24 protein-coding genes and 2 pseudogenes are annotated in these 24,918 nt (G+C 29.2%); 24 read left to right on the top strand and 2 right to left on the bottom strand.

Annotated features, from left to right (window positions below; translation table 11 throughout):
• The first annotated feature begins 231 nt into the window (after nt 1-231).
• Together ACYUEW_RS05765 and ACYUEW_RS05760 are read left to right on the top strand one after the other, a co-directional pair.
• On the top strand, nt 232-714 hold the full coding sequence (locus ACYUEW_RS05765; protein ID WP_460276391.1) for a GNAT family N-acetyltransferase: 483 nt from the start codon (nt 232-234) through the stop codon (nt 712-714).
• A gap of 22 nt (nt 715-736) precedes the next feature.
• Nucleotides 737-1,021: a DUF3658 domain-containing protein gene (locus tag ACYUEW_RS05760; protein WP_460276425.1), complete on the top strand. Its 285-nt coding sequence runs from the start codon at nt 737-739 to the stop codon at nt 1,019-1,021.
• Nucleotides 1,022-1,083: 62 nt separating this feature from the next.
• On the opposite strand, the gene ACYUEW_RS05755 is transcribed toward ACYUEW_RS05760, so the two are convergent.
• Complete coding sequence (locus tag ACYUEW_RS05755; RefSeq protein WP_460276390.1) at nt 1,084-2,046, bottom strand: helix-turn-helix domain-containing protein; 963 nt, start codon at nt 2,044-2,046, stop codon at nt 1,084-1,086.
• 219 nt (nt 2,047-2,265) lie between these two features.
• On the opposite strand from ACYUEW_RS05755, the gene ACYUEW_RS05750 reads away from it, so the two are divergent.
• The 9 genes and pseudogenes from ACYUEW_RS05750 (at nt 2,266) to ACYUEW_RS05710 (ending at nt 10,342) form a co-directional block, all read left to right on the top strand.
• Complete coding sequence (locus ACYUEW_RS05750) at nt 2,266-2,877, top strand: MptD family putative ECF transporter S component (protein ID WP_460276389.1); 612 nt, start codon at nt 2,266-2,268, stop codon at nt 2,875-2,877.
• On the top strand, nt 2,874-3,599 hold the full coding sequence (locus tag ACYUEW_RS05745; RefSeq protein ID WP_460276387.1) for an energy-coupling factor transporter transmembrane component T: 726 nt from the start codon (nt 2,874-2,876) through the stop codon (nt 3,597-3,599). Before ACYUEW_RS05750 ends, ACYUEW_RS05745 begins: the two co-directional genes overlap by 4 nt.
• A gap of 13 nt (nt 3,600-3,612) precedes the next feature.
• Entirely contained in the window at nt 3,613-5,076 is a 1,464-nt protein-coding gene (locus tag ACYUEW_RS05740) for an ABC transporter ATP-binding protein (RefSeq protein WP_460276386.1), read from the top strand.
• Between the two features lie 226 nt (nt 5,077-5,302).
• Nucleotides 5,303-5,511 (top strand): annotated as a pseudogene (locus ACYUEW_RS05735) (hypothetical protein); the annotation flags it as partial.
• A 340-nt stretch (nt 5,512-5,851) separates the two neighbouring features.
• Nucleotides 5,852-5,980, top strand: coding sequence for a hypothetical protein (locus ACYUEW_RS05730; protein ID WP_460276385.1), 129 nt, complete (start codon nt 5,852-5,854; stop codon nt 5,978-5,980).
• 13 nt (nt 5,981-5,993) lie between these two features.
• Entirely contained in the window at nt 5,994-7,118 is a 1,125-nt protein-coding gene (locus ACYUEW_RS05725; protein ID WP_460276384.1) for a radical SAM protein, read from the top strand.
• Nucleotides 7,119-7,285: 167 nt separating this feature from the next.
• Nucleotides 7,286-7,417 (top strand): hypothetical protein, encoded by a 132-nt coding sequence (locus ACYUEW_RS05720; protein WP_003402039.1) that lies wholly within the window; start codon nt 7,286-7,288, stop codon nt 7,415-7,417.
• 344 nt (nt 7,418-7,761) lie between these two features.
• A complete protein-coding gene (codB, locus tag ACYUEW_RS05715; RefSeq protein WP_460276383.1) occupies nt 7,762-9,033 on the top strand; it encodes a cytosine permease in 1,272 nt (423 codons plus the stop codon).
• Nucleotides 9,034-9,076: 43 nt separating this feature from the next.
• Nucleotides 9,077-10,342 (top strand): cytosine deaminase, encoded by a 1,266-nt coding sequence (locus ACYUEW_RS05710; protein ID WP_460276382.1) that lies wholly within the window; start codon nt 9,077-9,079, stop codon nt 10,340-10,342.
• Nucleotides 10,343-11,204: 862 nt separating this feature from the next.
• On the opposite strand, the gene ACYUEW_RS05705 is transcribed toward ACYUEW_RS05710, so the two are convergent.
• The gene (locus ACYUEW_RS05705; RefSeq protein WP_460276381.1) at nt 11,205-11,693 is read right to left on the bottom strand and encodes a transposase; all 489 of its coding nucleotides are present in this window, start codon (nt 11,691-11,693) and stop codon (nt 11,205-11,207) included.
• Between the two features lie 288 nt (nt 11,694-11,981).
• On the opposite strand from ACYUEW_RS05705, the gene ACYUEW_RS05700 reads away from it, so the two are divergent.
• From ACYUEW_RS05700 to ACYUEW_RS05640, 13 genes and pseudogenes are all read left to right on the top strand, one after another.
• Nucleotides 11,982-14,147, top strand: a complete 2,166-nt coding sequence (locus ACYUEW_RS05700) for a radical SAM peptide maturase, CXXX-repeat target family (protein ID WP_042384874.1) — start codon at nt 11,982-11,984, stop codon at nt 14,145-14,147.
• Nucleotides 14,148-14,211: 64 nt separating this feature from the next.
• The gene (locus tag ACYUEW_RS05695; RefSeq protein ID WP_003485526.1) at nt 14,212-14,499 is read left to right on the top strand and encodes a CXXX repeat peptide modification system protein; all 288 of its coding nucleotides are present in this window, start codon (nt 14,212-14,214) and stop codon (nt 14,497-14,499) included.
• Nucleotides 14,500-14,584: 85 nt separating this feature from the next.
• Nucleotides 14,585-14,737: a hypothetical protein gene (locus ACYUEW_RS05690; protein ID WP_460276380.1), complete on the top strand. Its 153-nt coding sequence runs from the start codon at nt 14,585-14,587 to the stop codon at nt 14,735-14,737.
• 42 nt (nt 14,738-14,779) lie between these two features.
• Entirely contained in the window at nt 14,780-14,935 is a 156-nt protein-coding gene (locus tag ACYUEW_RS05685) for a hypothetical protein (protein ID WP_003485531.1), read from the top strand.
• A 185-nt stretch (nt 14,936-15,120) separates the two neighbouring features.
• Nucleotides 15,121-15,978: pseudogene (locus tag ACYUEW_RS05680) on the top strand (ABC transporter transmembrane domain-containing protein); the annotation flags it as partial.
• Nucleotides 15,967-16,887 (top strand): ATP-binding cassette domain-containing protein, encoded by a 921-nt coding sequence (locus ACYUEW_RS05675; protein WP_431732582.1) that lies wholly within the window; start codon nt 15,967-15,969, stop codon nt 16,885-16,887. The pseudogene ACYUEW_RS05680 and the gene ACYUEW_RS05675, both read left to right, overlap by 12 nt.
• Before the next feature lie 812 nt (nt 16,888-17,699).
• On the top strand, nt 17,700-18,005 hold the full coding sequence (locus ACYUEW_RS05670; RefSeq protein WP_042384877.1) for an AbrB/MazE/SpoVT family DNA-binding domain-containing protein: 306 nt from the start codon (nt 17,700-17,702) through the stop codon (nt 18,003-18,005).
• On the top strand, nt 17,998-19,179 hold the full coding sequence (locus tag ACYUEW_RS05665; RefSeq protein ID WP_460276379.1) for a macrolide family glycosyltransferase: 1,182 nt from the start codon (nt 17,998-18,000) through the stop codon (nt 19,177-19,179). Before ACYUEW_RS05670 ends, ACYUEW_RS05665 begins: the two co-directional genes overlap by 8 nt.
• A gap of 185 nt (nt 19,180-19,364) precedes the next feature.
• Nucleotides 19,365-19,994 carry a VanZ family protein gene (locus ACYUEW_RS05660; protein ID WP_460276424.1) on the top strand — a complete coding sequence of 210 codons (630 nt, stop codon included), beginning with the start codon at nt 19,365-19,367 and terminating at the stop codon, nt 19,992-19,994.
• Nucleotides 19,995-21,176: 1,182 nt separating this feature from the next.
• On the top strand, nt 21,177-22,466 hold the full coding sequence (locus ACYUEW_RS05655) for an esterase/lipase family protein (protein WP_043031980.1): 1,290 nt from the start codon (nt 21,177-21,179) through the stop codon (nt 22,464-22,466).
• A gap of 103 nt (nt 22,467-22,569) precedes the next feature.
• Nucleotides 22,570-23,334 (top strand): MerR family transcriptional regulator, encoded by a 765-nt coding sequence (locus tag ACYUEW_RS05650; RefSeq protein WP_460276423.1) that lies wholly within the window; start codon nt 22,570-22,572, stop codon nt 23,332-23,334.
• A gap of 62 nt (nt 23,335-23,396) precedes the next feature.
• Complete coding sequence (locus tag ACYUEW_RS05645) at nt 23,397-24,116, top strand: ABC transporter ATP-binding protein (protein ID WP_460276378.1); 720 nt, start codon at nt 23,397-23,399, stop codon at nt 24,114-24,116.
• Nucleotides 24,116-24,859, top strand: coding sequence for an ABC transporter permease (locus ACYUEW_RS05640; protein WP_460276377.1), 744 nt, complete (start codon nt 24,116-24,118; stop codon nt 24,857-24,859). Before ACYUEW_RS05645 ends, ACYUEW_RS05640 begins: the two co-directional genes overlap by 1 nt.
• Nucleotides 24,860-24,918 lie beyond the last annotated feature (59 nt).

Below are 24,918 nucleotides of genomic sequence, written 5' to 3'. Positions count from 1 at the left end.
AATAAAAGTTGATTTTAAAGTAGTAAATTATGTATAATGATAAAATATAACAAAACAAATGATGAGAATTTTTGAAATCAAAAATAATATTTTTAATTAATAAAAAAATTAATTGATAGTTTTATAAATTTAAAATAAGAATAGGTTCAGTTGTTGAAAACTAGTTGTAATATTTATTGTATAACATATGGACAAATACTAATTAGTAATAAATAAAAGGAGTTGATGAATATGAATATAAGAACTGCAACCATTGAAGATTTACAAGCTATTACTGCTGTTGAGGCAATATGTTTTCCACCAGAAGAAGCTGCTTCAGAAAGTGATTTTAGAAAGAGATTAAGTATGTATCCTAATCATTTTTGGCTTTTAGAGGAGGATGGAAAACTAGTTGGATTTGTAAATGGAATGGTGACAAATGAATCAAAATTATCTGATGAGATGTTTGAGGATGCCAATTTACATAACGAAAATGGTCAGTGGCAAATGATTTTTGGTGTAAATACTATACCCGAATATCGTGGACAAGGTTGCGCAGAAAAAATAATTAATAAGGTTATTGCAGATGCAAAGGCACAAGGGCGTAAAGGATTAGTGCTTACATGCAAAGAAAAACTATTACATTATTATTCAAAATTCGGTTTTAAAAATGAAGGAATTTCAGAATCCACACATGGTGGAGCAGTTTGGTATGATATGCGTTTGACTTTTTAATATGAGGGACAACAGCAAGTAGATACAATTTGAAACATCTGAAGGTATAAAGACCGTTGAAGAATGTTATTATGATGATTTGATTTTAGAAAAAGTTCCAATAGAAAATAGACGTATAGTACGAGTGGTTGGTAAATTTATTGGAATGAATAAACCATGTTTACGTGAGTGGGTTGTTATTTGGAGAATTAAGCAACTGGCAACAATGGGACTTGTAGAAATAGAGAATAGATGTAATGATAGATATATGTTTAATAATATTAGAAAGATAGTAAAAATAAATTATAAAAAGTTATCGAAGTACTGATATGAAAGTATTTTGATAACTTTTTGTTTACAATAAAATTTTTAGGATTTTTAGATTATTGATTAAGAATGCTTTGATAAATGTCTATATTCAATGGGACATAAACCAGTGCTTTTTTTAAAAAGTTCTGAAAATCTACTAGCACTTTTATAACCTACAATGTTAGAAACTTGGCTTATTGTCAAATCTGTATCTGCTAAAAGATGCTCAGCTTGGCTCATACGACGATGCTGTATATATTCGGTAGCAGTACATTTATATAATTCCTTGAAGGATTTTTTGAATTTAGTACTGCCCATGCAAGCTATTTTACACAATTTAGATAGGGGTAATTCATTAGCATAATGATCATTAATATATGAAGCTACACTTTGTAAATGGTCTATATCTATTTGAGAAAGATTTGAATAAGTTTGTTTATGCTGTTTATATCTTTCATATATAAGTGCCATTGCTTCTGAAACTTTGCCCTCATAAAACAATTTAGCAGAAATACCATTGCCTTTATAATTTAATACTTGATGTAGTAACAAGACCATCTCTGGGAAATTCATTGTTTCATTAATGTTTATTAGAGCTGAGCGAGGATTTATATACTCATCTGAAAGTTTATTTGATAAAAATTCGTCGCAATATTTTGGCATAAATTCTATTCCTATAGATTTTATAGGAATGTTTTTATGGAATAATGCTTTATAGGTTGTTTTATTACACCAGTAACTTTTAACACATCCTGCACTTAAGCGAGAATAAGGATTTAATTCTTCACCAGAAACGGATTCGTAATAAGAAATACTAAAATACTCAGGAAGTAAACTTTCAAGATAAAAATCCTCGTGAAAATAAAAATCATGGATTACTATAGAAAAAAGATTTTCATGAATATAAATCCAATAATAACCTGATCCAATAGCAGGGTCTAATTCATAACAAGTTCCAATAGAATTATATTTTTTACAGTTATTACATTTATGAAAACCGTTATCTAAAAGCAACGATTCATGAATATTTAATTGCTGATTCATTTTAAGCCTCCCTTGCCGCGATTAGACTCTAATATATCGTGAATAGACGAATGACAATGATGTGCATTCTCAATAACATCATTGTAGTATATACTAAAAATATAAATTATACATAATTAAATTGATTTAATTTAAGTCTAAAACCTATTTTATAAAATGTCAATTAGAGTATAGGTATAGAACTAAATTAACTAACTCAATATTTTAGGGGGAATACTTATGTCAAAACAATTAAGTAAGGCAAAGAAATTAACTGTGAAGGATATGGTAACCACAGGAATTTTCTCTACAATTTTTACCGTGTTTATGCTTTTAGGAGGAGTATTTTTTGCAACCAATCCTGTTTTAACCTTTCTTATGCCATTAGGTGCAGCATTGCTTCCAGGTCCAGTGTATTTACTTTTATCTGCCAAAGTTCCAAAGAAAGGCAGTATCACGATTTTAGGAATTTTAGTGGGAATCTTTATGTTTATAACTGGTATGCACTGGAGCATGGTTGTTGGGTTTATGGTTTTAGGAATCATTGCAGATATTATTACAGCAAGTGGGAAATATAAAAATTTTAAACTTACAATAATAGGTTATTCATTATTTATGTTAGCTAATACAACATCATATGCCATGTTTTTTTTAGATCAAAAGAATTATTTGGCTTATATGCAAAAGAACAGTACAGCAAATCCAGCGTATTTTGATACAATGGTTTCAACTGGTCAGAGTTGGATGTTGCCAGCTATTATCATAGGTACAATTATTTGCGCTGTTATAAGTGGTTTAATAGGGAAAAAATTATTAAGAAAGCAGTTTAGAAAAGCAGGAATAGTGGCATGATTAATTATATTACATTAGAAAATAAAGGGGAAAAAGGTGTTTTAAAAATTGATCCTCGAACAAAGATTATTTTAATGATATTAGGAAATGTGGCAATATTTCTTGCATTTAGTATTCAAATGAAAATAAGTCTTATAATTTTTTATTTAATTTTTGGTTTTTTATGTGGTGCATATAAATCTCCAGTAAAGATATCACTTGGATATTTTTGTCTTATATTAATAGAATATTTGGCTGGAAAATATTTAATGGGAACATTGGCTCTTATGATAGTGACATTTTCACAATTTCTAAAGATGATATTACCATGTGCATTATTAGCAAGTATTATGATTTCTACAACAAAAGTTAGTGAATTTATGGGAGCTCTAAACAAGATGAGGGTATCCAAAAAAGTGATTATTCCACTAACAGTTATGATTAGGTATTTTCCAGTAGTATTTGAAGATTGGAAGAATATAAAAGATTCAATGAGAATGAGAGATGTGAGTCCTACATTTTGTGGATTCTTAAAAAGTCCATCAGATACTATTGAATGTATATATGTTCCAATGCTTATGTCAGCTTCTAAAGTTTCAGATGAACTATCTGCAGCAGCTATAACAAGAGGAATTGAAAATCCAAATCCAAGAACATGTATGGTAAAAATGAAAATGAAATTTTGTGATTGCTTATCTATTAGTTTAATGGCCATAGTTATTGTTTTAGAAGTATTAATGTAGGGAGATGGATTTTTTGATAAATTTTAAAGAGGTTTCATTTAAGTATAAAGGAAAGGAAGAGCCTTCCATAAAAAATATTAATCTTAAAATAAAAGAAGGTCAATGTATAGTTTTATGTGGAAGAAGTGGTTGCGGAAAGACAAGTAATACACGTCTTTTAAATGGCCTTATACCAGATTTTTATCAAGGAGATTTAAGTGGAGTTGTAGAAATTGATGGTAAATTAATTTCAAATCTTCCAATTTATAAAATATCAGAAAAAGTAGGGTCTGTATTTCAAAATCCTAATACTCAGTTTTTTAATACAGATACAGATAGTGAAATTGCTTTTGGTATTGAAAATCTTTCAGTTTCAGAAGAAAAATTAAGACCAATTGTAGATAAGGCATTTTGTGATTTTAAAATAGAAAAATTAAAAAATAGAAGTATTTTTCAGTTATCAGGAGGAGAAAAGCAAAAGATAGCCTTTGCCTCTATTTATGCTATGAATCCGGATATTTATGTTTTAGATGAACCATCTTCTAATCTAGATAGCGATGGAATTAATGATTTAAAAGACTTATTAACCTTTCTAAAAAGTAAAGGAAAAACAATTATTATAACAGAGCATCGATTATATTATTTAAAGGATTTAGCAGATATTATTTGTTATATAGAAAAGGGAGAAATAAAGTCTATATATTCTCAAGAGGCTTTTTTAAAACTTTCTGCTAAGGAAAGAGAAAATAAAGGATTAAGGGCATTAGACCTAAGCAAAGTTGAACCAATTAGGAAAGAACAATTAGAAAAAAATAACTATTTAACAATAAGAAATATGATTTTAAGATATGGAAAAAAACAGATTATTAAAAAAGGTTTTGATATAACTGCATCTAGAGGTGAATGTATAGGAATTATAGGTCATAATGGAGCAGGAAAAACAACATTTTCAAAAGCTTTATGTGGATTACACAAAGACTATGATGGAAAAATTATTATAAATGACAAAGAACTTACAGATAAACAACGTCTAAAAAAGTGTTATTTAGTTATGCAGGATGTTAATTATCAGCTTTTTGCAGAAAAAGTTGAAGAAGAATGTTGTTTTGGAATAAAAAATTTTAATAGAGAAGAAGTGTTTCAAGTACTTAAATCTCTAGGACTTTATGAATATAAAGATAATCATCCCAATACCTTATCAGGAGGTCAAAAACAAAGGCTTGCTGTTGCAACAAGTATTGTAAGTAAAAGAGAAATTTTAATATTTGATGAACCAACAAGTGGATTAGACTATGATAGTATGATTAGAGTTTCAAAACTTATAGAGAAACTTAGAAATGAAGGAAAGCTTATATTTTTAGTTACTCATGACTATGAATTTATTTGTAAGACTTGTACTAGAATATTGCATTTCGATAATGGTACATTAATGGATGATTATTTTTTATCAAATGAAGAAGGAAAAGATAAATTAAAAAAATTTTTTATTCAACAATAGAATTATTGAGATTCAATGATCTTAAAGGTGAAAAAATTACATTTAACAAGTGTGGGCAAAAGGTTACTGATTGGTCTAGTATTAGAATTTATGATTGGGTTCTAATTAAGGGTAACGATAAAATAGAAAAGAGAGACAATTCCTAAATGGAGTGATCTTATTTTAAAGTAATACTAGCTTAGTATATTAATATTAGGCTAGTTTTTATTTTGAATATAATAATGTTATTATTATTAATAAAGGAAAAATAGACTTAAGAAGATTTAGTTTAGAGCCTATGAAGCATTATTAAGTCATCAAACAAGAAAAGATGCAGTTACATATGTTTTTTATTCAGGCAATATAAAAAATCCAGGAAATACTTTAGAAACTAGAATAAATGAATATAAAGTTAATTCCATATCTATGGCTGATAAAGATGGAGATAAGATATATATAGTAAGTACTGATTTAGAAGAACAATTAAATTTCTGGTATGAGTCATTCACTAAAAGGTGAAGATGTGGTAGAATTAGACGTGGACAAAAATGCCGAAAAAGTTTGTTCGGACACATGTGGAAACTGTAGTGAAACTAAGTAAATAATATCAAGGATGCACATAATTTAAAAGTATAAAAATCATGTATTTGCTATTGTTTTTTTAGAGTTGGTGGTAAACTATTTTATTATACATATAATAGATTCAAATTTATTAACACTATCAAGTTTTAGGTTGTTAGTAATATCAATGATTTGAGGCCCTTGGGTGTATGTACACATATTCGAGGGCTTTCCTGTGTGGAAACATATAAATATAGCAAAATGTTCTGGGCAATATATCCCAAAAGGTAACATGTGGAGTGAGTTTGTCTTTAGAAGAAGAGTATGTGAAACAATACAGCAACAAGATTTAGATTGTAATTAGAGGAGGATACATTATGAAAATTTCAAAGAAAGATGCGTTGATATGGTTTGAATTTTTTGCCATGTTGCCAGAAGAAGAAGAAGTTATGCCAAAACAACAAGAAATCATTTATGCTACCTTTGCACAAATTGAGGCAGCAATTAATCATAGAAATGATATGTTGATGTCAGAAATTAAAAATTTAAAAACCTTAGAAAATAGAACTCTTTTTGTGGGAAATGAAAGCAAATTCCCAAAAGGATGTCGTTCTTGCTTGTTGGGAACCGGTTTGAGTGCAATTAGAAAAACAAATAAATGTAATGCAGAGTGTAAGTTCTGTTATAATTATGGAGAACTAGATGATATGTTTCCTATTGGGGAAGGCATGTGGGAAATCGGAGGTACAAAATTTTATGAAAAGGATATTGACTTACTTCTTTCTATCCACAAAAAACCTACTGGCGTTTCCTACGTTTATTTAGAGCCATTTATGGAAATTGAAAAATATTATTCAGTTATAAAGAAATTTAGGGATGCTCAAGTTTATCAACATTTATATACAAATGGTACTTTAGCTACAGAAGAGACATTGAAAGCATTAGGTGAAGCTGGTCTTGACGAGATACGTTTCAACTTGGGCGCATCTAATTGTTCAGATAAAGTTATTGAAAATATTAAGATAGCAAAAAAATATATTAAAAATGTAGGCATTGAAACTCCAATGACTCCAGAGTTTTTTGAAGCCTTTTTTAAGAAAAAGCAAGCAATCTTAGGGACAAACCTTGATTTTATAAATTGTGCAGAACTGCATTTAAATGAAAACAACATAGATAATTATTATGGGGAAAATATGTATATCTCAAGACATGGCTACATATCTCCAATTTGGAGCAGGGAATTAACTTTAAAATTCATGAAGATAGCCGATGAAGAAAACTGGGATTTAGTAATTCATGACTGTTCAAATCATACAAAGTTTGCTAGAGATTTAAATTTGAGTAGTAAAGAAGGTAAGTGGTTTGGAGCAAGTAATTATGGCTGTGAATTCCCTACTATTCCATATGAAGCATTTTTACCAATACTACGTGATGACAATTTTAAATTTTTAACTGAAGAAGAATTGCCTGAAGGCTATAAGGCAGGAAAATTGATTTTTTAGCTAAATAAAGGTTATTAATATTGAAGAGAAAAAATAGCGGAAATATTGAATTTTCCGCTATTTTTACATTGATGCACAAGTTATTATGAAATTTTATATAGATGTATTAAAAAAAACCTATTGTAAAAAATAATATAGAAATCTAAATGAGAAGAGGTGGATATATTATGGCTAAGAAAGAAACTGAAAAACGTTCTGGGTCTAAGGAAACTAATCAAAATAAAAAATCTAAAGAGCCAAATCCAGTTGTTATAGACGGAGATTCAGATATGTCAAAACCAGTAAGAGGATTAAATTAAGGATTATATAAAAAATCAAGATTAAATCATAACGTCTGAGATGCTAGTTTTATAGTAGATAGATGAAATAATAGAACTGTTACTATTCAAGAATACTATTTATTGACTTGACATGTAAATCATGATATTATTTTATGAAAAGAGAATTAGTACCTTTAAGATTAGTCCAGAGAGACTAATAAGGTCGTATAGATTTATAGGCTTAAATTACCAATTTATAAGTTTATGATTGATATGGTGATTTTTAAGACCTTTTATAGAAATATAAAAGGTCTTTTTTATTAATCAAAATCAACCTTGAATGAAGAATTGTACTAGTTCTCCTTAAAAAAGGAGGAAGATTTATGAGTAAAAAACAACATGTAGACAAAGATTATTCATTTGAATCAGTAAAGGAAAAGGACAAGAAAGGATTTATTTCAATGTTTGCAGTTATGCTAGGTTTTACATTTTTCTCAGCTAGTATGCTCACAGGTGGAAAATTAGGAGTAGCACTATCAATAAAAGATTTTGCTTTAGCTGTATTTTTAGGAAATTTAATATTAGCAATTTATACAGGAGCACTGGCATATATAGGAGCAGATACAGGACTTTCAATGCATTTATTAGCAAGATATTCTTTTGGAGAAAAGGGAGCATATTTACCATCTTTTTTAACAAGTTTTACTCAAATAGGATGGTTTGGAGTTGGGGTTGCTATGTTTGCAATACCAGTAAGCAAAATAACAGGAATAAATATATATTTATTAGTAGCAATATCAGGATTATTAATGACTTCAACAGCATATTTTGGAATGAAATCTTTAACTATATTAAGTATAATAGCAGTGCCAGCCATAACATTGTTAGGATGTACATCAATGTTTAAAGCTATAAACGCAATAGGAGACGCTTCACAATTATTAAATATAGCACCGAAAGGAAAAATGGGATTGGTTACAGGAGTAACTTTATGTGTAGGATCTTTTATAAGTGGAGGAAGTACAACACCAGACTTTGTAAGATTTGCAAAAAATAAAAAGATTGCAGTAACGACAACAGTAGTAGCTTTTTTCATAGGTAATTCATTAATGTTTTTATTTGGAGCTATAGGGGCAATGGCCACAGGATATTCAGATATATCAGATGTTATGATATCACAAGGACTTATAATACCAGCAATATTAGCATTAGGATTAAACATATGGACAACCAATGACAATGCTATATATACATCAGGACTTGGAATTTCAAATATAACAAGAATTCCTAAAAGTAAGGTGGTAATTTTTAATGGAATACTAGGTACTATAGGTGCTCTATGGTTATATAATAATTTTGTAAGTTTTTTAAGTTTATTAGGAGCAATGATTCCAGCAGTTGGAGGAATAATAATAGCTGACTATTTCTTTGTAAGAAAAAGAAAATATGAAAGTCTTAAAGAAGCTAATTTTAAAGTGATAAATTATAAAGCTATAGGAGCTTGTATATTAGGAATATTAGCTGGAAAATATTTAACTGTAGGAATTCCGTCAATAAATTCATTAATTATAACAGGAGTAATACATATTATATTAGAAAAAGCTATCAAAGAAAAAACACAAAAAAATGTACAGTGTGATGAGTACGTTGCTTAATATTAAGATGATTTTTTAGTGATATTAATAAGAGGGTGAATATATGTTAATAAAAAATGTTAAACTTACAGATAAAAATGAATTAGTTGATATAAGAATTGAAAATGGTATATTTAAAGAAATAAAAAATAATTTAGAAGCATATAAAGATGAGGAAATTATAGATGGAAAAGGTAATCTGGCTCTTCCACCTTTTATAGAACCCCATGTTCATTTAGATACAACTCTTACAGCAGGAGAACCAAAGTGGAATGAAAGTGGAACTTTGTTTGAAGGAATACAAAGATGGTCTGAAAGAAAAGCATTTTTAACAAAAGAAGATGTGAAACAAAGAGCTAAAAAGGCATTAAGCTGGCAAATAGCTAATGGTGTACAACATGTTAGAACTCACATTGATACAACGGATGAATCATTATTAGCACTAAAAGCTATGTTAGAAGTTAAAGAAGAAATGAAAGACTATGTGGATATACAAATAGTAGCTTTCCCTCAAGAAGGAATTTTATCTTATCCAAGAGGCTTAGAACTTTTAGAAGAGGCTTTAAAATTAGGAGCTGATGTAGTTGGAGCTATACCACATTTTGAATTTACTAGAGAATATGGAGTAGAATCAATTAATAAAATATTTGAACTTGCAGAAAAATATCATGCATTAATAGATATTCATTGTGATGAAATTGACGATGAACAATCAAGATTTTTAGAAACTGTAGCTACTAGGGCATTAGAAACGGCAATGAAAAATAAAGTTACAGCTAGTCATACTACAGCTATGCATTCTTATAACAATGCTTATACATATAAATTGTTTAGACTTTTAAAAATGTCTGATATAAATTTTGTTGCAAATCCTCTTGTAAATACACATTTACAAGGAAGGTTTGATACATATCCAAAGCGTAGAGGAGTTACTAGAGTAAAAGAATTAAAGGATGCTAATATTAATGTTTGTTTTGGACATGATGATATTTTTGATTCATGGTATCCACTTGGAACTGGTAATATGCTTCAAGTGTTGCATTTTGGATTACATGTGTGTCAAATTATGGGGTATAATGAGATAGATGATTCTATTAAATTCATAACAACTAATTCAGCAAAAACTTTAAATATAGAAAATAAGTATGGTATAGAAGTAGGTAAGCCTGGTAATCTTATAATTTTACCAGCCGAAAATGGCTATGATGCTATAAGACGTCAAGTTCCTGTTTGTTACTCTATAAGAGGTGGGAAGATAATAAGTAAGACAGAACCATCTTTCACTAAGGTATATTTAGGAGAAGAAATTAACGTAAATTTTAAAAAATAAATATGGTAATGATAATATTTTAAAGCTCTTGAGGTATTTATTTACACTCAAGGGCTTTTGTTTGACAATAGGAAAATGATGTGATAGGTAAAAAAGGAAGATTTTTTTACCTATTTGGAATTTTAGGCTTACTATAGTCACTCAATAAGATTGACTGTAATATAACAATTATGCTATAACGAAGACATTAACTCAACTAATAAAATACTGTGAACCATACCATAATTTGAATATAATTACGATATGGATAAGCAAAAGCATAAGTTACTAAAATTAAAGCAGGCTCAACTAAGATTTCGGAAGAATCCCTGGGGATCGTGAACATAATAATAAAAAGTACTTCTAAAATTAAGGAGTACTTTTTATTTTATTAATATTCATTAAGAAAAATATTTGTTTAAAAAGTAGTTAATTAATATTCTTTAGTATATATTTTAAGAAAATAAATTAGTATTTCTTAGTGAAGTGAACTGTTTTTTTAGTAATATATGTCCTTGTCTTTTAGTATTTTACATATAAATTATGGGTGAATACTCTACACAGAATAATTTTGGAATTATAAACAAATACTACTATATTAAAGAGAAGAAGTATAAGAAAATACAAGGATAAAAAGATAAGTGATGATATTGTTTAGCAGCCAGAAAACGACCTCCGTTGCCACTACACTTGTTTTCTGGAAGAGTCCCCGGCAGGTTGTGTTAAAAGTAAATTTTTTAGAAGGTTTAGTAAAAAAATCAGAAGTCTATCTTCTGATTTTTGCTAGTTTTGTATCAATTTTATATTATTTGCTCATTTAATGCTATTTATTAGCAAAGAGTATTTATGCTATTTGAATATACAGGTTTAGAAACGTAAGGAACTATATTGTTTTGTTGATACTTTTGTAAATTATATGAAAATATCCCTTATCAGTTAGAATTTCAATACTATCAACTTCTAATTTTTTTTCAAGTTCCTCATAAGAAACCTTTTTCTTTTTAAGAAATTCTATAGATTTTTCTAATTTTTCTTTATTCAGTTTTATATCTTCACTCTCTTCAATAAAATCATTTTTGTCTAAATCATCCATATATTCGTTTATCTTATTTTTTATTCTTTCCTTCATTTTAGATAATTTGTTTTTACTATAATGTTTTCTTTTAGATGCTGAAGCTTCTATTTTTGTCCCATCTACAGCAATTAATTCTTTACCATATAATCCAAGTTTAATACAAAGATCAACAAAAGACTCAAATACATTATGCAATGCTTCTGCATTATCTTTTCTAAAATCAGCTATAACTCTGTATTTAGGCTGAATTCCTTTAAGAAGCCAAAGTATTTCTCTATTTATTTTTGAAAGTATCAACTATTTTATCTATAATTCTAACTTCATTTTCTTGTTCAACAAATTCTTCTAAACATTCCATTTGCATTTGATTTCTGTATAGTTCATTTATTTCCACCTTTATCTTTTGTAATGCTTTTATATCATATCATTATTTAAGGGGTTTTCGCACAGCCTGTCGGGAGACATAAATACAAGTATTTTAAAAACGAAAAAGTAAAATATTGACATATTTTACATATCGTGATATAAATGTATTGTAGTTTGAATACAACTAAGCACAAAATAAAAATTTGGAGGAATTTAGATATGGTTAGCAAAGATTATAAGCTTGGAGGAGGAACCCCGAATTGGATGAGCGGAAGAGCTCATAATATAACATTTATTGTTACTGAAGGCTGTAATTTGCGTTGCAAATATTGCTATCAGGTCCATAAAAATGGTGAAAATAGGATGGATTTTGCAACTGCTAAAAAAATTGTAGATTATATTTTAGATAATAGAGAAATATTTTCAGCGCCAGGAGTGGTTTGGGACTTTATAGGTGGAGAACCTTTGTTGGAAATAGAATTAATGGATCAAATAACTGATTATATAAGACTTCAAACATATAAAAAAGATCACGAATGGTTTGCTATGAATAGAATTAATTTCACAACAAATGGAATATCATATGATGATCCAAGAGTTAGAAAATTTATAGCAAAAAATAAAACTAAATGTGGGGCTACAGTAACAATTGATGGCACTAAGAACAAACATGATCTTCAAAGAATTTATCCAAATGGTAAGGGCTCTTATGATGATGTAGTAAAAAATATTCCATTATGGTTAGCTGATTTTCCATATGCAGCAACAAAAGTGACTTTTGGTAGTGATGACCTGAAATACTTAAAAGAAAGTATAATCCATTTATGGAAGTTAGGTATAAAAGACGTTCCAGCTAATGTTGTATTTGAAGATGTATGGAAAGAGAATGATGATTTAATATTTGAAGAGCAACTTAAACAATTAGCAGATTATATAATAGAAAATAAGTTATGGAATGAATACAATACAACTTTATTTGAGGATTTTATAGGGAGACCTGTAAGCGAAGAGAATAAAAATCGTAATAGATGCGGAGCCGGAATGATGCTTGCGGTAGATGGGAAAGGAAATTTTTACCCATGTTTGAGATATTCAGCTTATTCATTAGAAAATAAAAATGGCTATGTGATTGGTAATGTTGAAGAGGGATTGGATTTTGATAAGATAAGACCATTTGTAGGCTTATCATTATTAACTCAATCTGATGTTGAATGTGCAGATTGTGAAATTGCTGATGGATGTTCATGGTGTCAGGGTCACTGTTATGATGAAACAAATTGTGAAACAAACTATAAAAGAGTTAAATATATCTGTAAGATGCATAAAGCTAGATATAGAGCGAATGAATATTATTGGGGAAGACTTAGAGATGAGTATAATATTAAGAGACCGTTAGCTGGAACTAAAAGTAAATTTTTATATTTCATTATGGATGATAATTGTGTAGAACATTGTAATTATGAATCTTCAGATAATGAAAATTTTATGAGAGAAGATGTACTAAAAGATGGGTTAAAGTTTACAGAAGAAAATTATTTTACACCAGTTATACTAAATTCAAAGAATGAAAATAATTTCTATGATATAAATAAGTATTCTTATTATGAGAGAATAGAGATTTATTCATCATATAATAAGAATGTTAATAATAATCATCAAAAATTTCAAGTTGTTACTCCGAAAACAATTGGCAATATCACTAAGCAAGATTCATGTATTTTAAATATTAATGTAGATGATATTCAATATTTGTATCAATATTCAAAAACATTATTTGAATATTGCAATAGAATTAATTTAAATATCAAATATAATGATAGAAATTTTCCAATTGAAAAGTATAAAGAAGAGCTTGCTAAGATATCGGATTATATATTTGATTTATACAAAGAAACTGGACAAGTTAAAGAAATGAATAAGATAACTGATGATTTATTTAACTCCAAAAAGGATTGCTGTGATGCAGGAGAAAAATCCTATGCCTTATCTCCAGAGGGAAAAATCTATCCATGTGCCAAATTTTATTTTGAGGATAAAGAAAGTTATATTGGTGATTTAAAAACTGGAATTTATAAAAATGAAAATAAGCTTTTTGAATTAGATAAAGCGCCAATTTGTAAAGAATGCGATGTAAATCATTGTGATAGATGTGTATTTTTAAATAAAAAATTTACTAATGAGTATAATACGCCATCGTACATACAGTGTAAAATATCATTAATAGAAAAAGAAATAACGTATAATCTTTATGAAAGAATGAAAGAATTAGATAAGAATTTTATTGAGTCTACAATAAATAATAATTTTGATGATCCGATAAGTACTTTTTTAAAAGATAGGCCTTATCAACCATATGATGTAGAGATGTATAAAAACCATATGTAATATTAGATATATAAAAAGCATATGTAATATTAATTAAAAAAGCTAATACGTAGGGGGTAGTTTTATGAGTATAGAAACAAAAATTTTAGAAAGCGAAAGAGATGAGGTTCAAATGCTATTTGAAAGATTAGCATCATTAAATGCACTAGCAGCAACATTATCTGATGCTAGATTAGAAATAGATGAACAAAATTGGTTTTATAATAAGTTAATAAATGATTTAACTGAAACTAGAAAAAAATTCGGTATTTGGTGGGATAGAAGTTGCGAAAAATATAAATTAAATTTAGAGGATAGACATAAGTATGCTGTAGATTTTGAGAATAAGACAATAGTAATAGATAATGAGTAGAGGATAAAGATATTTTTACAATGCAAGTTATATATTAATATATATTAATAAAAATAACTTAATAAAATGAGAGGGGGAACAAGATATGAGGTTAAATCAAAAAACTGTAAATGGGGTACACCAAATTAAATGGTGGTGTTCCGATTGTTTAGGACCATGTAAATCAGACTGTACGGGAAGATGTGCAGATGGTTGTACAGGACCATGTAAAGCAAATTGCAGGGGATCTGCACTTTAATAATCATTAGTATAAAATTATAAGATATTGGAGGAAAGAAATATGAAATTAAATCAAAAAGCTATAAATATAAATGAGGGACCTCAATATGGATGGTGTTCAGACTGTTTAGGACCATGTAAAGATAGCTGTTTGGGAAGATGTACAAGCGATTGCTTAGGACCATGTAAATCAGATTGCCTAGGATCTGCACGTTAATAATTAATAGTATAAAAGTGTATAATATAATTGGAGTTTATGATTAATTTTCCCTAATAATTGTACAAGTATTCTTTGTAAGGTAAGTATTTTTAAATAGACTTATAATTTATAAATATTATTTAATATTGAAGTATTACTTTTTAAAAGTAATACTTCATATTAAATAATAAGAAGGAGAAAGTATGCACTATAATATGGATGAAAAAAAATTATTAAAAGAAAAAACATTGTTTTATTTAAAAAAACATAAGTTTAGAATAATATTATTATATATTGCAACAGCTACAAGTAATTTAGTTAATCTAATTCCTATGTATTTATTTGGTCATTCGATAGATTATACAATAGCTGGTGACTTTAAAAAAGTATTAAATACAATAATTTTAATTATTTTGATATTTCTATTTACATCTATACTAAGTATAATTGAAACAGTATTACATACTTATATTAATCAAGATATAGTTATACATTTTAAAAGTGAAATTTATGATAAAATATTATACTTGAAGAAAAAAGAATTTGATAAGATTTGCAATGGAGAAATATTATCAAAGATAGAAAGAGATACAGTATGTTTAGCTGAATTTATCACAGAAGACCTTATTAATTTATTTATTTCAATTGTTACATTAATTGTAAGTTTATACTTAATAATTAGGCTTTCACCAACTTTAACCACAATTTCTTTAATAATTTTTCCTATAACTGTACTTCTATCAAAAATTTTAAGTAATAAATTGAGAAAATATATTTTAAAGGGAAAATTGTTAGGTGATAATTATTTCTCAATTACTCAAGAAACATTATCTGCTATTGAAGAGATAAAATCATTAGGAATGGAAGGATTATATAAAAACAAATATAAAGAAATATTGAGTGATATAAGAGAAAATGAAGGGAAAAAGACAATCATTTCAACTATAATAAATTTTATTAGTTCTATAATTTCATCATCAGGTGAATGGCTAATTTTATTAGTAGCATCATGGATGATTATAAATAAAACGTTGAGTGTAGGGACTTTAATAGCATTTAATTCTTTCAATTCAAGAGTTACTCTTTCTATATCTCAGATATCTAAATTTATCGTAAAAACCCAAAATATATTTGTATCTTTAAAAAGGATAGAGGAATTAACTAATTTACCAGATGAAACTCAGTATAAAACAAAGTTTTGTCCTGAGTTAAGTGGCAATATAGAGATTGTTGATTTAAGTTTTTCTTATTATTCTAAATTAGGAATATTAAAAAATATTAATTTAGATATAAAAAATAATGATTTCTATGTTATAGTTGGTAGAAATGGGTGTGGTAAAACAACATTATTAAATATTGTATCAAACTTTTTAGATGATTACAAAGGAGAGATTTTATTTGATAATTATAATGTAAGGGATATAGATATAGATTGGCTCAGGAAAAAAATAAGTTATATTCCTCAGCAACCTCATATTTTTCAAGGAACAATAGATTTTAATCTATCTCTCTCCAATGAGAATTTGTCAGAGTCTTATAAAATAGAAGCCTGTAAGCTAGTAGGATTGCACTCTTTTATAGATACTTTACCTGATAAATATAATACTATCTTAGGTAAGGATGGGGTTATCTTATCAGGAGGACAAAAACAAAAATTAGCTATTGCAAGAGCAATATTAAGAAATCCCAAGATTATGATTTTAGATGAAATTACTTCTGATTTAGATAGTAAATCAGAAGTAGAGATTATGAGTCTATTAAATCAATTAAAAAGGAAATATACAATAATAACTGTAGCACATCGTATAAGTTCAATATTGTATTGCCCTAATATAATAGTTATGGATAATGGAGAAATTGTTGGAATGGGGGATCATGAAAAATTAATTACAGAATGTGATAGTTATATTGACTTATATAGGAATCAATTAAATAAAATTAGTGAAAAATTAAACAATAATGTAGTGTAATTGAGTAATAAATAAATTAAATTTGAGTGCTAATAAATGATGAAGAATTAAGAAAACTTGAATCAGTAGAATATCTTTAGTTATGTTGTATTTAAATATCTAAGGATATTTTTTTTATTTTGTAAGGAAGGAATAATTAACTCATTTTATATAGAAAAGACGTATGGTAGAATAGGTCAGTAGAATGCATCGGGGATTATTGAGATAAGTTTGTTAATTGTAAGTGTAGTTTTTTGTCTGCTTTGTTTATTACTGGATTATTTGAATCCTGCAAAAAGGAATGTATATAATATATGATAGAGTAATACTTATACATTTGAGAATTTTGTTCCCTCAAAGGGTTTTAAGCAAAGAATAAGTTCAAATTTTAGAATGTTAACAGCCTAGTCGTTTTTTTAAAAAAATAGAGAGGATTTGTAAATACAAAATGACTACTATGTGATTGATAAATTTGTGTAGCAACTAGAAAACGACCTTCGTTGACACTATAGTCATTTTTTGGAATCCACCCGGAGGACATGAACAAATTGCGAATACAATTTATAAATATAAGACTTAAAATGCATGAAAAGTTTAAAAAGCAGAAAATGCCTAGCTAAAAAACTCCACCTTATCGCAAAAAAATCAAAGGGACGGTTCTAGTTACTTGCTTTCAAATATATGTTATAAACTCCTAAACAATAGTCTAGGAGTTTTTTGCAATAGTATATTTTTATTTAGTAATATTAAAGTTAGTTATATTGACAAAATATTCATATAAGAGTATGTTAAGTATAACTAGTATAACAAGTAATACTGAAAGGAAGATTAATATGAATAAAAAAGCTTCGGAAGATAAATATATGGGTTCTGTGAAGGTAGGTCCAAAGGGGCAGATTGTTATTCCAAAGGAAGTGAGAGATATGTTTAATATTTCTTCAGGAGATACTTTAATTTTGCTTGCAGATGCTAAAAAAGGTATTGCAATTGAACGGTATGAGATTTTTTCAAAGATTGCTGATGCAATTTTTGCAGGTAAAGCGCGGGAGATTTATCCATCAGAATCGGAAGAAGATTCACTTATTTTTGCCAAAGAAATAAAAAAATTTAGTGAGTCTGAAGGAGAACATGATGAGTAAAATAGTATTTTTTAGTATCCCAGCTCATGGGCACACTAATCCTACTATAGCAGTAGTAGATGAATTAGTAAAACGTGGTCATGAAGTTTGGTATTATTCATTTTATGAATTTCAGGAGAAGATTGAAACTGCAGGTGCAAAATTTATTCCATGTGATAACTATTTGCCAGAACTTACACCGGATATAGAAAAGAAAGTAGGAAAGGATTTTGCATCCCTTATAGAGATGGCAGCAGATATGACTATGAGTCTAGATGAAAAGGTATGTAGAGATCTTAAAGAATTTCAACCACATTGTATAGTATCAGATTCTATATGTATTTGGGGAAAATTATTTGCAATAAAATTAAATGTACCATATATTTGCTCTACTACGACCTTCGCAATGAATAAATATACTGCAAAGCTAATAAAACAAGGTTTAAAAGAAATGTTTCGTATGTTTATAGGTATTCCAAGAATTAATAAAAAGATAAAGCTGCTCCAGGAAAAAGGTTATAATGTAAAAAATTTTATAAGTATTATCCAAAATGACAACGATACTGATACAATTGTTTATACATCTAAAGAATTTCAGCCTATGGTAGAAACATTTTCAGATAAGTATGCTTTTGTAGGACCTTCTTTTCGAGTTCCAGAAGTTGAACAAATTAAAAAGAAATATCCGCTGATTTACATTTCATTAGGAACCGTATTGAATCAAAATAGACATTTTTATAAAAATTGTATTATGGCATTAGCTCATGTGAATTGTCAAGTTATTATGTCTGTTGGAGAGAAGGCAGATATTTTTAGCTTGGGTAAGTTACCAGATAATTTTAAAGTTTATCCCAAAGTTGAACAATTAAAAGTTTTACAACAGACTGATGTGTTTATTACTCATTGTGGAATGAACAGCATAAGCGAAAGTTTATATTTTGGTGTGCCATCAGTTTTATTTCCATTACACAGTGAACAAGCTATGGTGGCAAATCGAGTAGCAGAACTAAATGCTGGAAAAAGATTAAAGTCAGATGCTGTAAATAGTATTCGAGAAACTGTTTTACAAGTATTAAATGATGTATCCTATAAAAAAAATGCAGAAGTGATTTCTAAAAGCTTACAAAAAGCTGGAGGAGCTAGTGCAGCTGTAAATAAGATAGAGAAGGTTTGTAACGAAATCACTACAAAATAAAAAAGTAGGAGATAAGATGCATTTCTTCAGGTAGTGAAATTCAGAAAATCTTAAGATTGTATTCACTTATTCTTAAATTCTTGTTGATATTATAATCATGCCAATAATTAAATTTTGATTCAACAACAAGGAGGACTATTGTGTTAATAATTAGATATTTAATTGCCTATATTCGTACATGTATTATGTATGTTGTTCATACTGATTATTTAATTAACATTATTCGCATATGTATTTTATGTATTGTATTTCAAAAAGGATTTTATCTAAGGGCTAAGAAGAGGGAAGGAGGAGTTTCCCGTAAGCATCTTCTATGGGTATTTATTTTTTTATTGTATCTGGGAGCTGTTTATGGCGTAACAGGTATAGGAACAATTTGGGATGTGCAAAGGTTTGTTACCGCATCTACATCTGAATTTGATCGAATTTATTTAGTTCCATTCTCTAGTTCTGAGGTAATCATGCCCTATGTTTTGAATATTATAATGACGATACCATTAGGATTTTTGTTACCATTGATTTGGAAACAATTTCGAACAATTAAAAAGGTTGCCTTGTCGGGTTTTTTGTTATCCTTATGTATTGAGTTAAGTCAATTGTTCACTCAAAGTCGAACCACAACGACAGATGATTTAATTATGAACACCCTAGGAGCTATTATCGGATATTTCATCTTTAAAGCATTCTTCCACATCATCTTGAAAAAAAATAGCAACGAAAAAGATGAAATAACATCATCTTCAGTTGTCATCAAGCACGAAGCAATCTTTTATTTAGTATTATCATTTTTGGGAATGTTTTTATTTACTATTTAGGGCTTTTCGCCATCAATAATACTTGATAAAAAATAAAATCAATATATTATAAATATAATCATTAACAAATGTAATTTAAGTTGATGTTTACAAGAAGGAAAAAAGTATGACCGAATTAAAGCTATTGTTCCCAGCGGAGAAGCTAGATGCTCTCCGCTTTTTTATTTTGGGATAAATAGGAAAATACTGTAATAGTTAAAAAAAGGAAGATTTTTTTGGCTATTTAGAATTTTAGGCTTACTATAGTCACTACATAAGATTGACTGTAATATAACAGTTATGCTATAACGGAGACATTAACTCCACTAATAAAATACTGTGAACCATACCATAATTTTAACATAATTACGATATGGACAAGCAAAAGAATAAGTTACTAAAATTATAGGCTATTTCTTTTCTATAGAGATAAGTGATTTTTTGTAGCTAACAGCCATTTGTGGATTTAGGTAATAAACAGAGTTCTGGCTTCAGAGTGAGTTTTTACTCTCTCTGAATCTTATTAACAGACTTCTTAGGCGTTTTACTCCTTAGAAGTCGTTATCCAGGGACGTATCCGCTCTTTACTCCCACTTTAAAGAAAAGCAGAGAGTCCAAATCTTCGATTTGGTGCGAATCGCTTTCACAGAGTGCGATGGGAGTATTAGAGCGGGTAGTCATCGGATAAATATAAGCATTATATGGAACCAATAAAGCACTAGCAGAAAGAAAGTTAGCCATGTGTATGCCAAAAAGGAGGTGAATTTTAAGGCAATCATAACGCGGTTAAAGTGTTATCAAAGAGAAAGAGGGAAAAGTTTATTAGTAACCTTATTCTTGATGATATCACTACCTCTCTATAGAAAAGATTAATGAATCAGAAAAGGAATATCCTAAGCAAAAATACTGACTAAAGCATCATATAATCAGGTTTTATCTAATGAAAATACCTTATTGTGGGCTATCATTAGAGATGCAACATCTGAGTAAGCAGCATGTGATACTTAAGACGATGGGACAAGCTCTTGTAACAATGCAATTAATGTAATGCTCTGTAAAAAATGAACGAACTAACCTTCTCTAATGTCCTGTTAAGAATAATTAACATTAGGATACTCCAATTAAAAGTTACTATTAACTTAATCAAAATAAGTTATAGCCTAGCTGCTGGCTACAGAATTTATAATGTAAAGGAGCATAGGTATGAAAAGATCTTATTTTAAAAGGATTATGGCGTCTATTATTATCATCTGTATAGTTTTTGGTTTTACCTCAACTTCTACTGTAAAAGCTGCTGATAACAGTGATGCTACAGTAGTTGGAAATGATTATCCCATAGTTATGGTACATGGATGCTTTGGTTGGGGAAGCAATGAAGGAGCCGGTCTCTATTACTGGGGAGGTAAAGAAAGTCTGACTCAAAAGCTTACCGAGAAGGGTTATACTGTATATTCTCCATCTATCGGACCTGTTTCAAGTAACTGGGATAGGGCATGTGAGCTGTATACATATATTGTAGGCGGCACAGTTGATTATGGTGAATCACATTCTAAAAAATGTGGACATGCAAGATACGGACGTAGTTATCCAGGCGTGTACAAACAAATTGGAACAAAAGATTCATCTGGAAATACTAGAAAAATTCATCTAATTGGACACAGTATGGGAGGACAGACAATCCGTTTATTGGCACAGCTTTTGGAAAATGGAGATCCTGATGAATTAGCATTTACCACAGACGGAAGTATCAATTCCCTTTTTACTGGCGGCAAATCATGGGTATCAAGTATTACATCTATTGCTACTCCACATGATGGAAGTCAGGAAGCACATATAAAATATGGTATTGAGCCTCTTACACATCAATTTGTTGCAGCTATTGCCGCAATAAAAGGCAAGAAGGTTGATTTGGATGACTTAAATTACGATTTTCAATTAGATCAGTGGGGTCTTAAAAGAAAACCTGGTGAATCACGTTTAGCCTACAACAATAGAGTAATTAAAAGTGCAATTTGGAAGAAAACCAAGGATTTAAGTGTTTGGGATTTGTCGCCAGAAGGAGCTCAGGAATTTAATTCTTATGTTAAGGCACAAAGTGATATCAATTATTTTTCAATTGCATGTGTAAATACTCATGAAGATAGATTGACTCATTTTCAAGTGCCAAATAAAAATATGAATCCTATTCTTGTAAAAAGTTCCATATTTATGGGGAGGTATACAAACAATAAGAGTGGTGAAGTTCCTATAGATAAAAGCTGGTGGAGAAATGATGGCGTTGTGAGTGTAATATCAGCTACAAATCCTAAGGTCGGTTCATCAGACCAAATAGTTGATTATAGCGGAACTGCAGTAAAGGGTACATGGAATTATCTTGGTGAATTTGATAATACAGATCATATTGAAGTTTGTGGAATGAAATATGATCGAAACAGAATTGAACAAATGTATTTCAATGTGGCAGAAATGCTTTCAAAACTTCCTGTTGAATAATTCATAAAATTTGATATCAAGAAATTATTAATAATAAACTATACACTAAGACACCAGACTTTAAATATGCATTATGATAGGGATAAACGGAGGTAAGAATGTTATGGAAAATGGATATAAGACAGCACAGGTAGCAAAGATAATAGGTATACATCCTAATACAGTGAGATTGTATGAAAAACTAGAATTGATACCTAAACCTCAAAGATTATCCAATGGATATCGAGTTTTCTCAGATTTTCATATTGCACAATTTAAGCTGGCTAGGACAGCGCTTAAAGTGGAGGTGCTGCAAAGTGGTCTTAGGAAAAATATGATTAATATTATTAAATTATCTTCCCAAGGTGAATTCCAAAAGGCAATTGTATCTACTAACAACTATATAGATCAAGTCGAAATAGAACAAAAAAATGCAGAAGAGGCAATAGAAATTACAAAAAAATTACTCTCTGGTATACAGGAAACAGAAGATAATATAGCTTTCACAAGAAAACAAACTGCAGATTACTTGAACATTACCATAGACACGTTAAGAAATTGGGAGATGAATGGGTTATTTTCTGTGAAAAGAAAACAAAATGGATATCGGGTATACACTAAAAATGATATTCAATTATTGAAGATAATACGTTCTTTACGTTGTGCAAATTATTCTCTTGCAGCAATTTTGCGCATGGTAAGTGAGCTATCTAATAATTCAGAAATCGATATACGAGAAGTTATTGATACCCCAAAAACTGATGAAGATATTGTAACAGTATGTGATGAGCTTCTTACTTCACTAAGTAATGCGGAGTTAAATGCAAATTGTGTTTTAAGTCAGCTAAAAGCCATGCAGGAAAAATTTAATGTAAATCCTACAGTATAACACCAGACTTTATTCTGGTGTTATTCTTTTTTATGTATTAAAAGAATAGGAGGTTTTTAGACATGGAAACAGTTAAAATTCATGCCTTATGCAAATCATACGGAAATATACAAGCTGTAAATAAGGTTAGCATATCCGTTAAAAGTGGAGAAGTATTTGGATTACTTGGCGCTAATGGAGCAGGAAAAAGTACCACCATTGAATGTGTTTTAGGTACGAAAAAATTTGATAGCGGCTCAATTTCTATTTTAGGAATGAATCCACAAACACAGAGAAAGGAATTATATCAGAGAGTTGGAGTCCAATTTCAAGAATCAAACTATCAAGACAAACTAACAGTAGCAGAACTTTGCGAAGTTACACAAGCTCTTTACAAACAGCCAGCAGATTATGAAGAATTGCTAAAACAGTTTAGCCTTTCAGATAAATGTAAAAGTCAAGTCAGTGAGCTATCAGGCGGACAAAAGCAGCGGCTATTTATTATACTTGCTTTAATTCCTAACCCAAAAGTTGTGTTTTTAGATGAACTGACTACAGGACTTGACACTAGAGCAAGGAGAGAAGTATGGGAAGGACTTTTAGATTTAAAAAAGAAAGGACTTACTATCTTTTTAACTTCACATTTCATGGATGAGGTAGAAGTATTGTGTGATAGGATTTGTATTCTTAAAAAAGGAGAAAGCATTTTCTATGGAACAGTGCAGGAAGCAATTGCAAAAAGCCCATATGAAAAATTTGAAGAAGCATATTTATGGTATACAGATGAGAGGGGAGATAATTAATGAGAGCATTTAGAAAAATGTTGAAAACAGAGCTGAAATTATCACTGAGAGGAATGGATATGTTTATTTTTGCAATTTGCATGCCAGTAGTGGTAACAATCCTTATTGGTATAATCTATGGAGATAAATCAGCATTTAATGGTGCGGAATATACTTTTTTAGAGCAATCATTTGGAGCTATTACTACAATTGCAATATGTGCAGGTGGTGTCATGGGATTACCACTGGTGGTATCCGATTATCGTCATAAAAAAATTCTAAAAAGGTTTAAAGTAACACCTATAAGCCCAGCTATGATTTTAATAGTGCAGGTAGTAATTTATGCATTTTACGCTATTGTTTCACTTATACTTGTTTATGCTGCTGCAGTAATTTTCTTTGGTTTTCGATTAAATGGTTCTTGGATCCAGTTTTTAGCTTCTTATTTCTTAGTAATGGGTTCTATGTTTAGTATAGGGCTTATGGTGGGCGGAATTGCTCCAAATTTAAAGATAGCAAGTGTTTTAGCGAGTATATTATATTTCCCTATGTTGATTTTTTCAGGAGCAACGCTACCTTATGAAATTATGCCAAGGGCACTTCAAAAGTGTTCCAATATACTACCCTTAGCGCAAGGAATAAAGCTTTTAAAAGCGTCTTCACTTGGCTTGACTGTAGATAGTGTAATGACGCCAATCATTGTGATGATTACCCTTATGGTAATATGTACTAGTATAGCTATTCGATTTTTCAAATGGGAATAATGATAAATCACATGATGATGGATTATTTAAAAATACCTTACCATATGTAAGATAAATAG

The sequence above is a fragment of the Clostridium sp. CTA-1 genome, from assembly GCF_054768215.1.
Note: the sequence above shows the minus strand (reverse complement) of the source record. Positions and strands in the feature narration are given on the sequence as shown.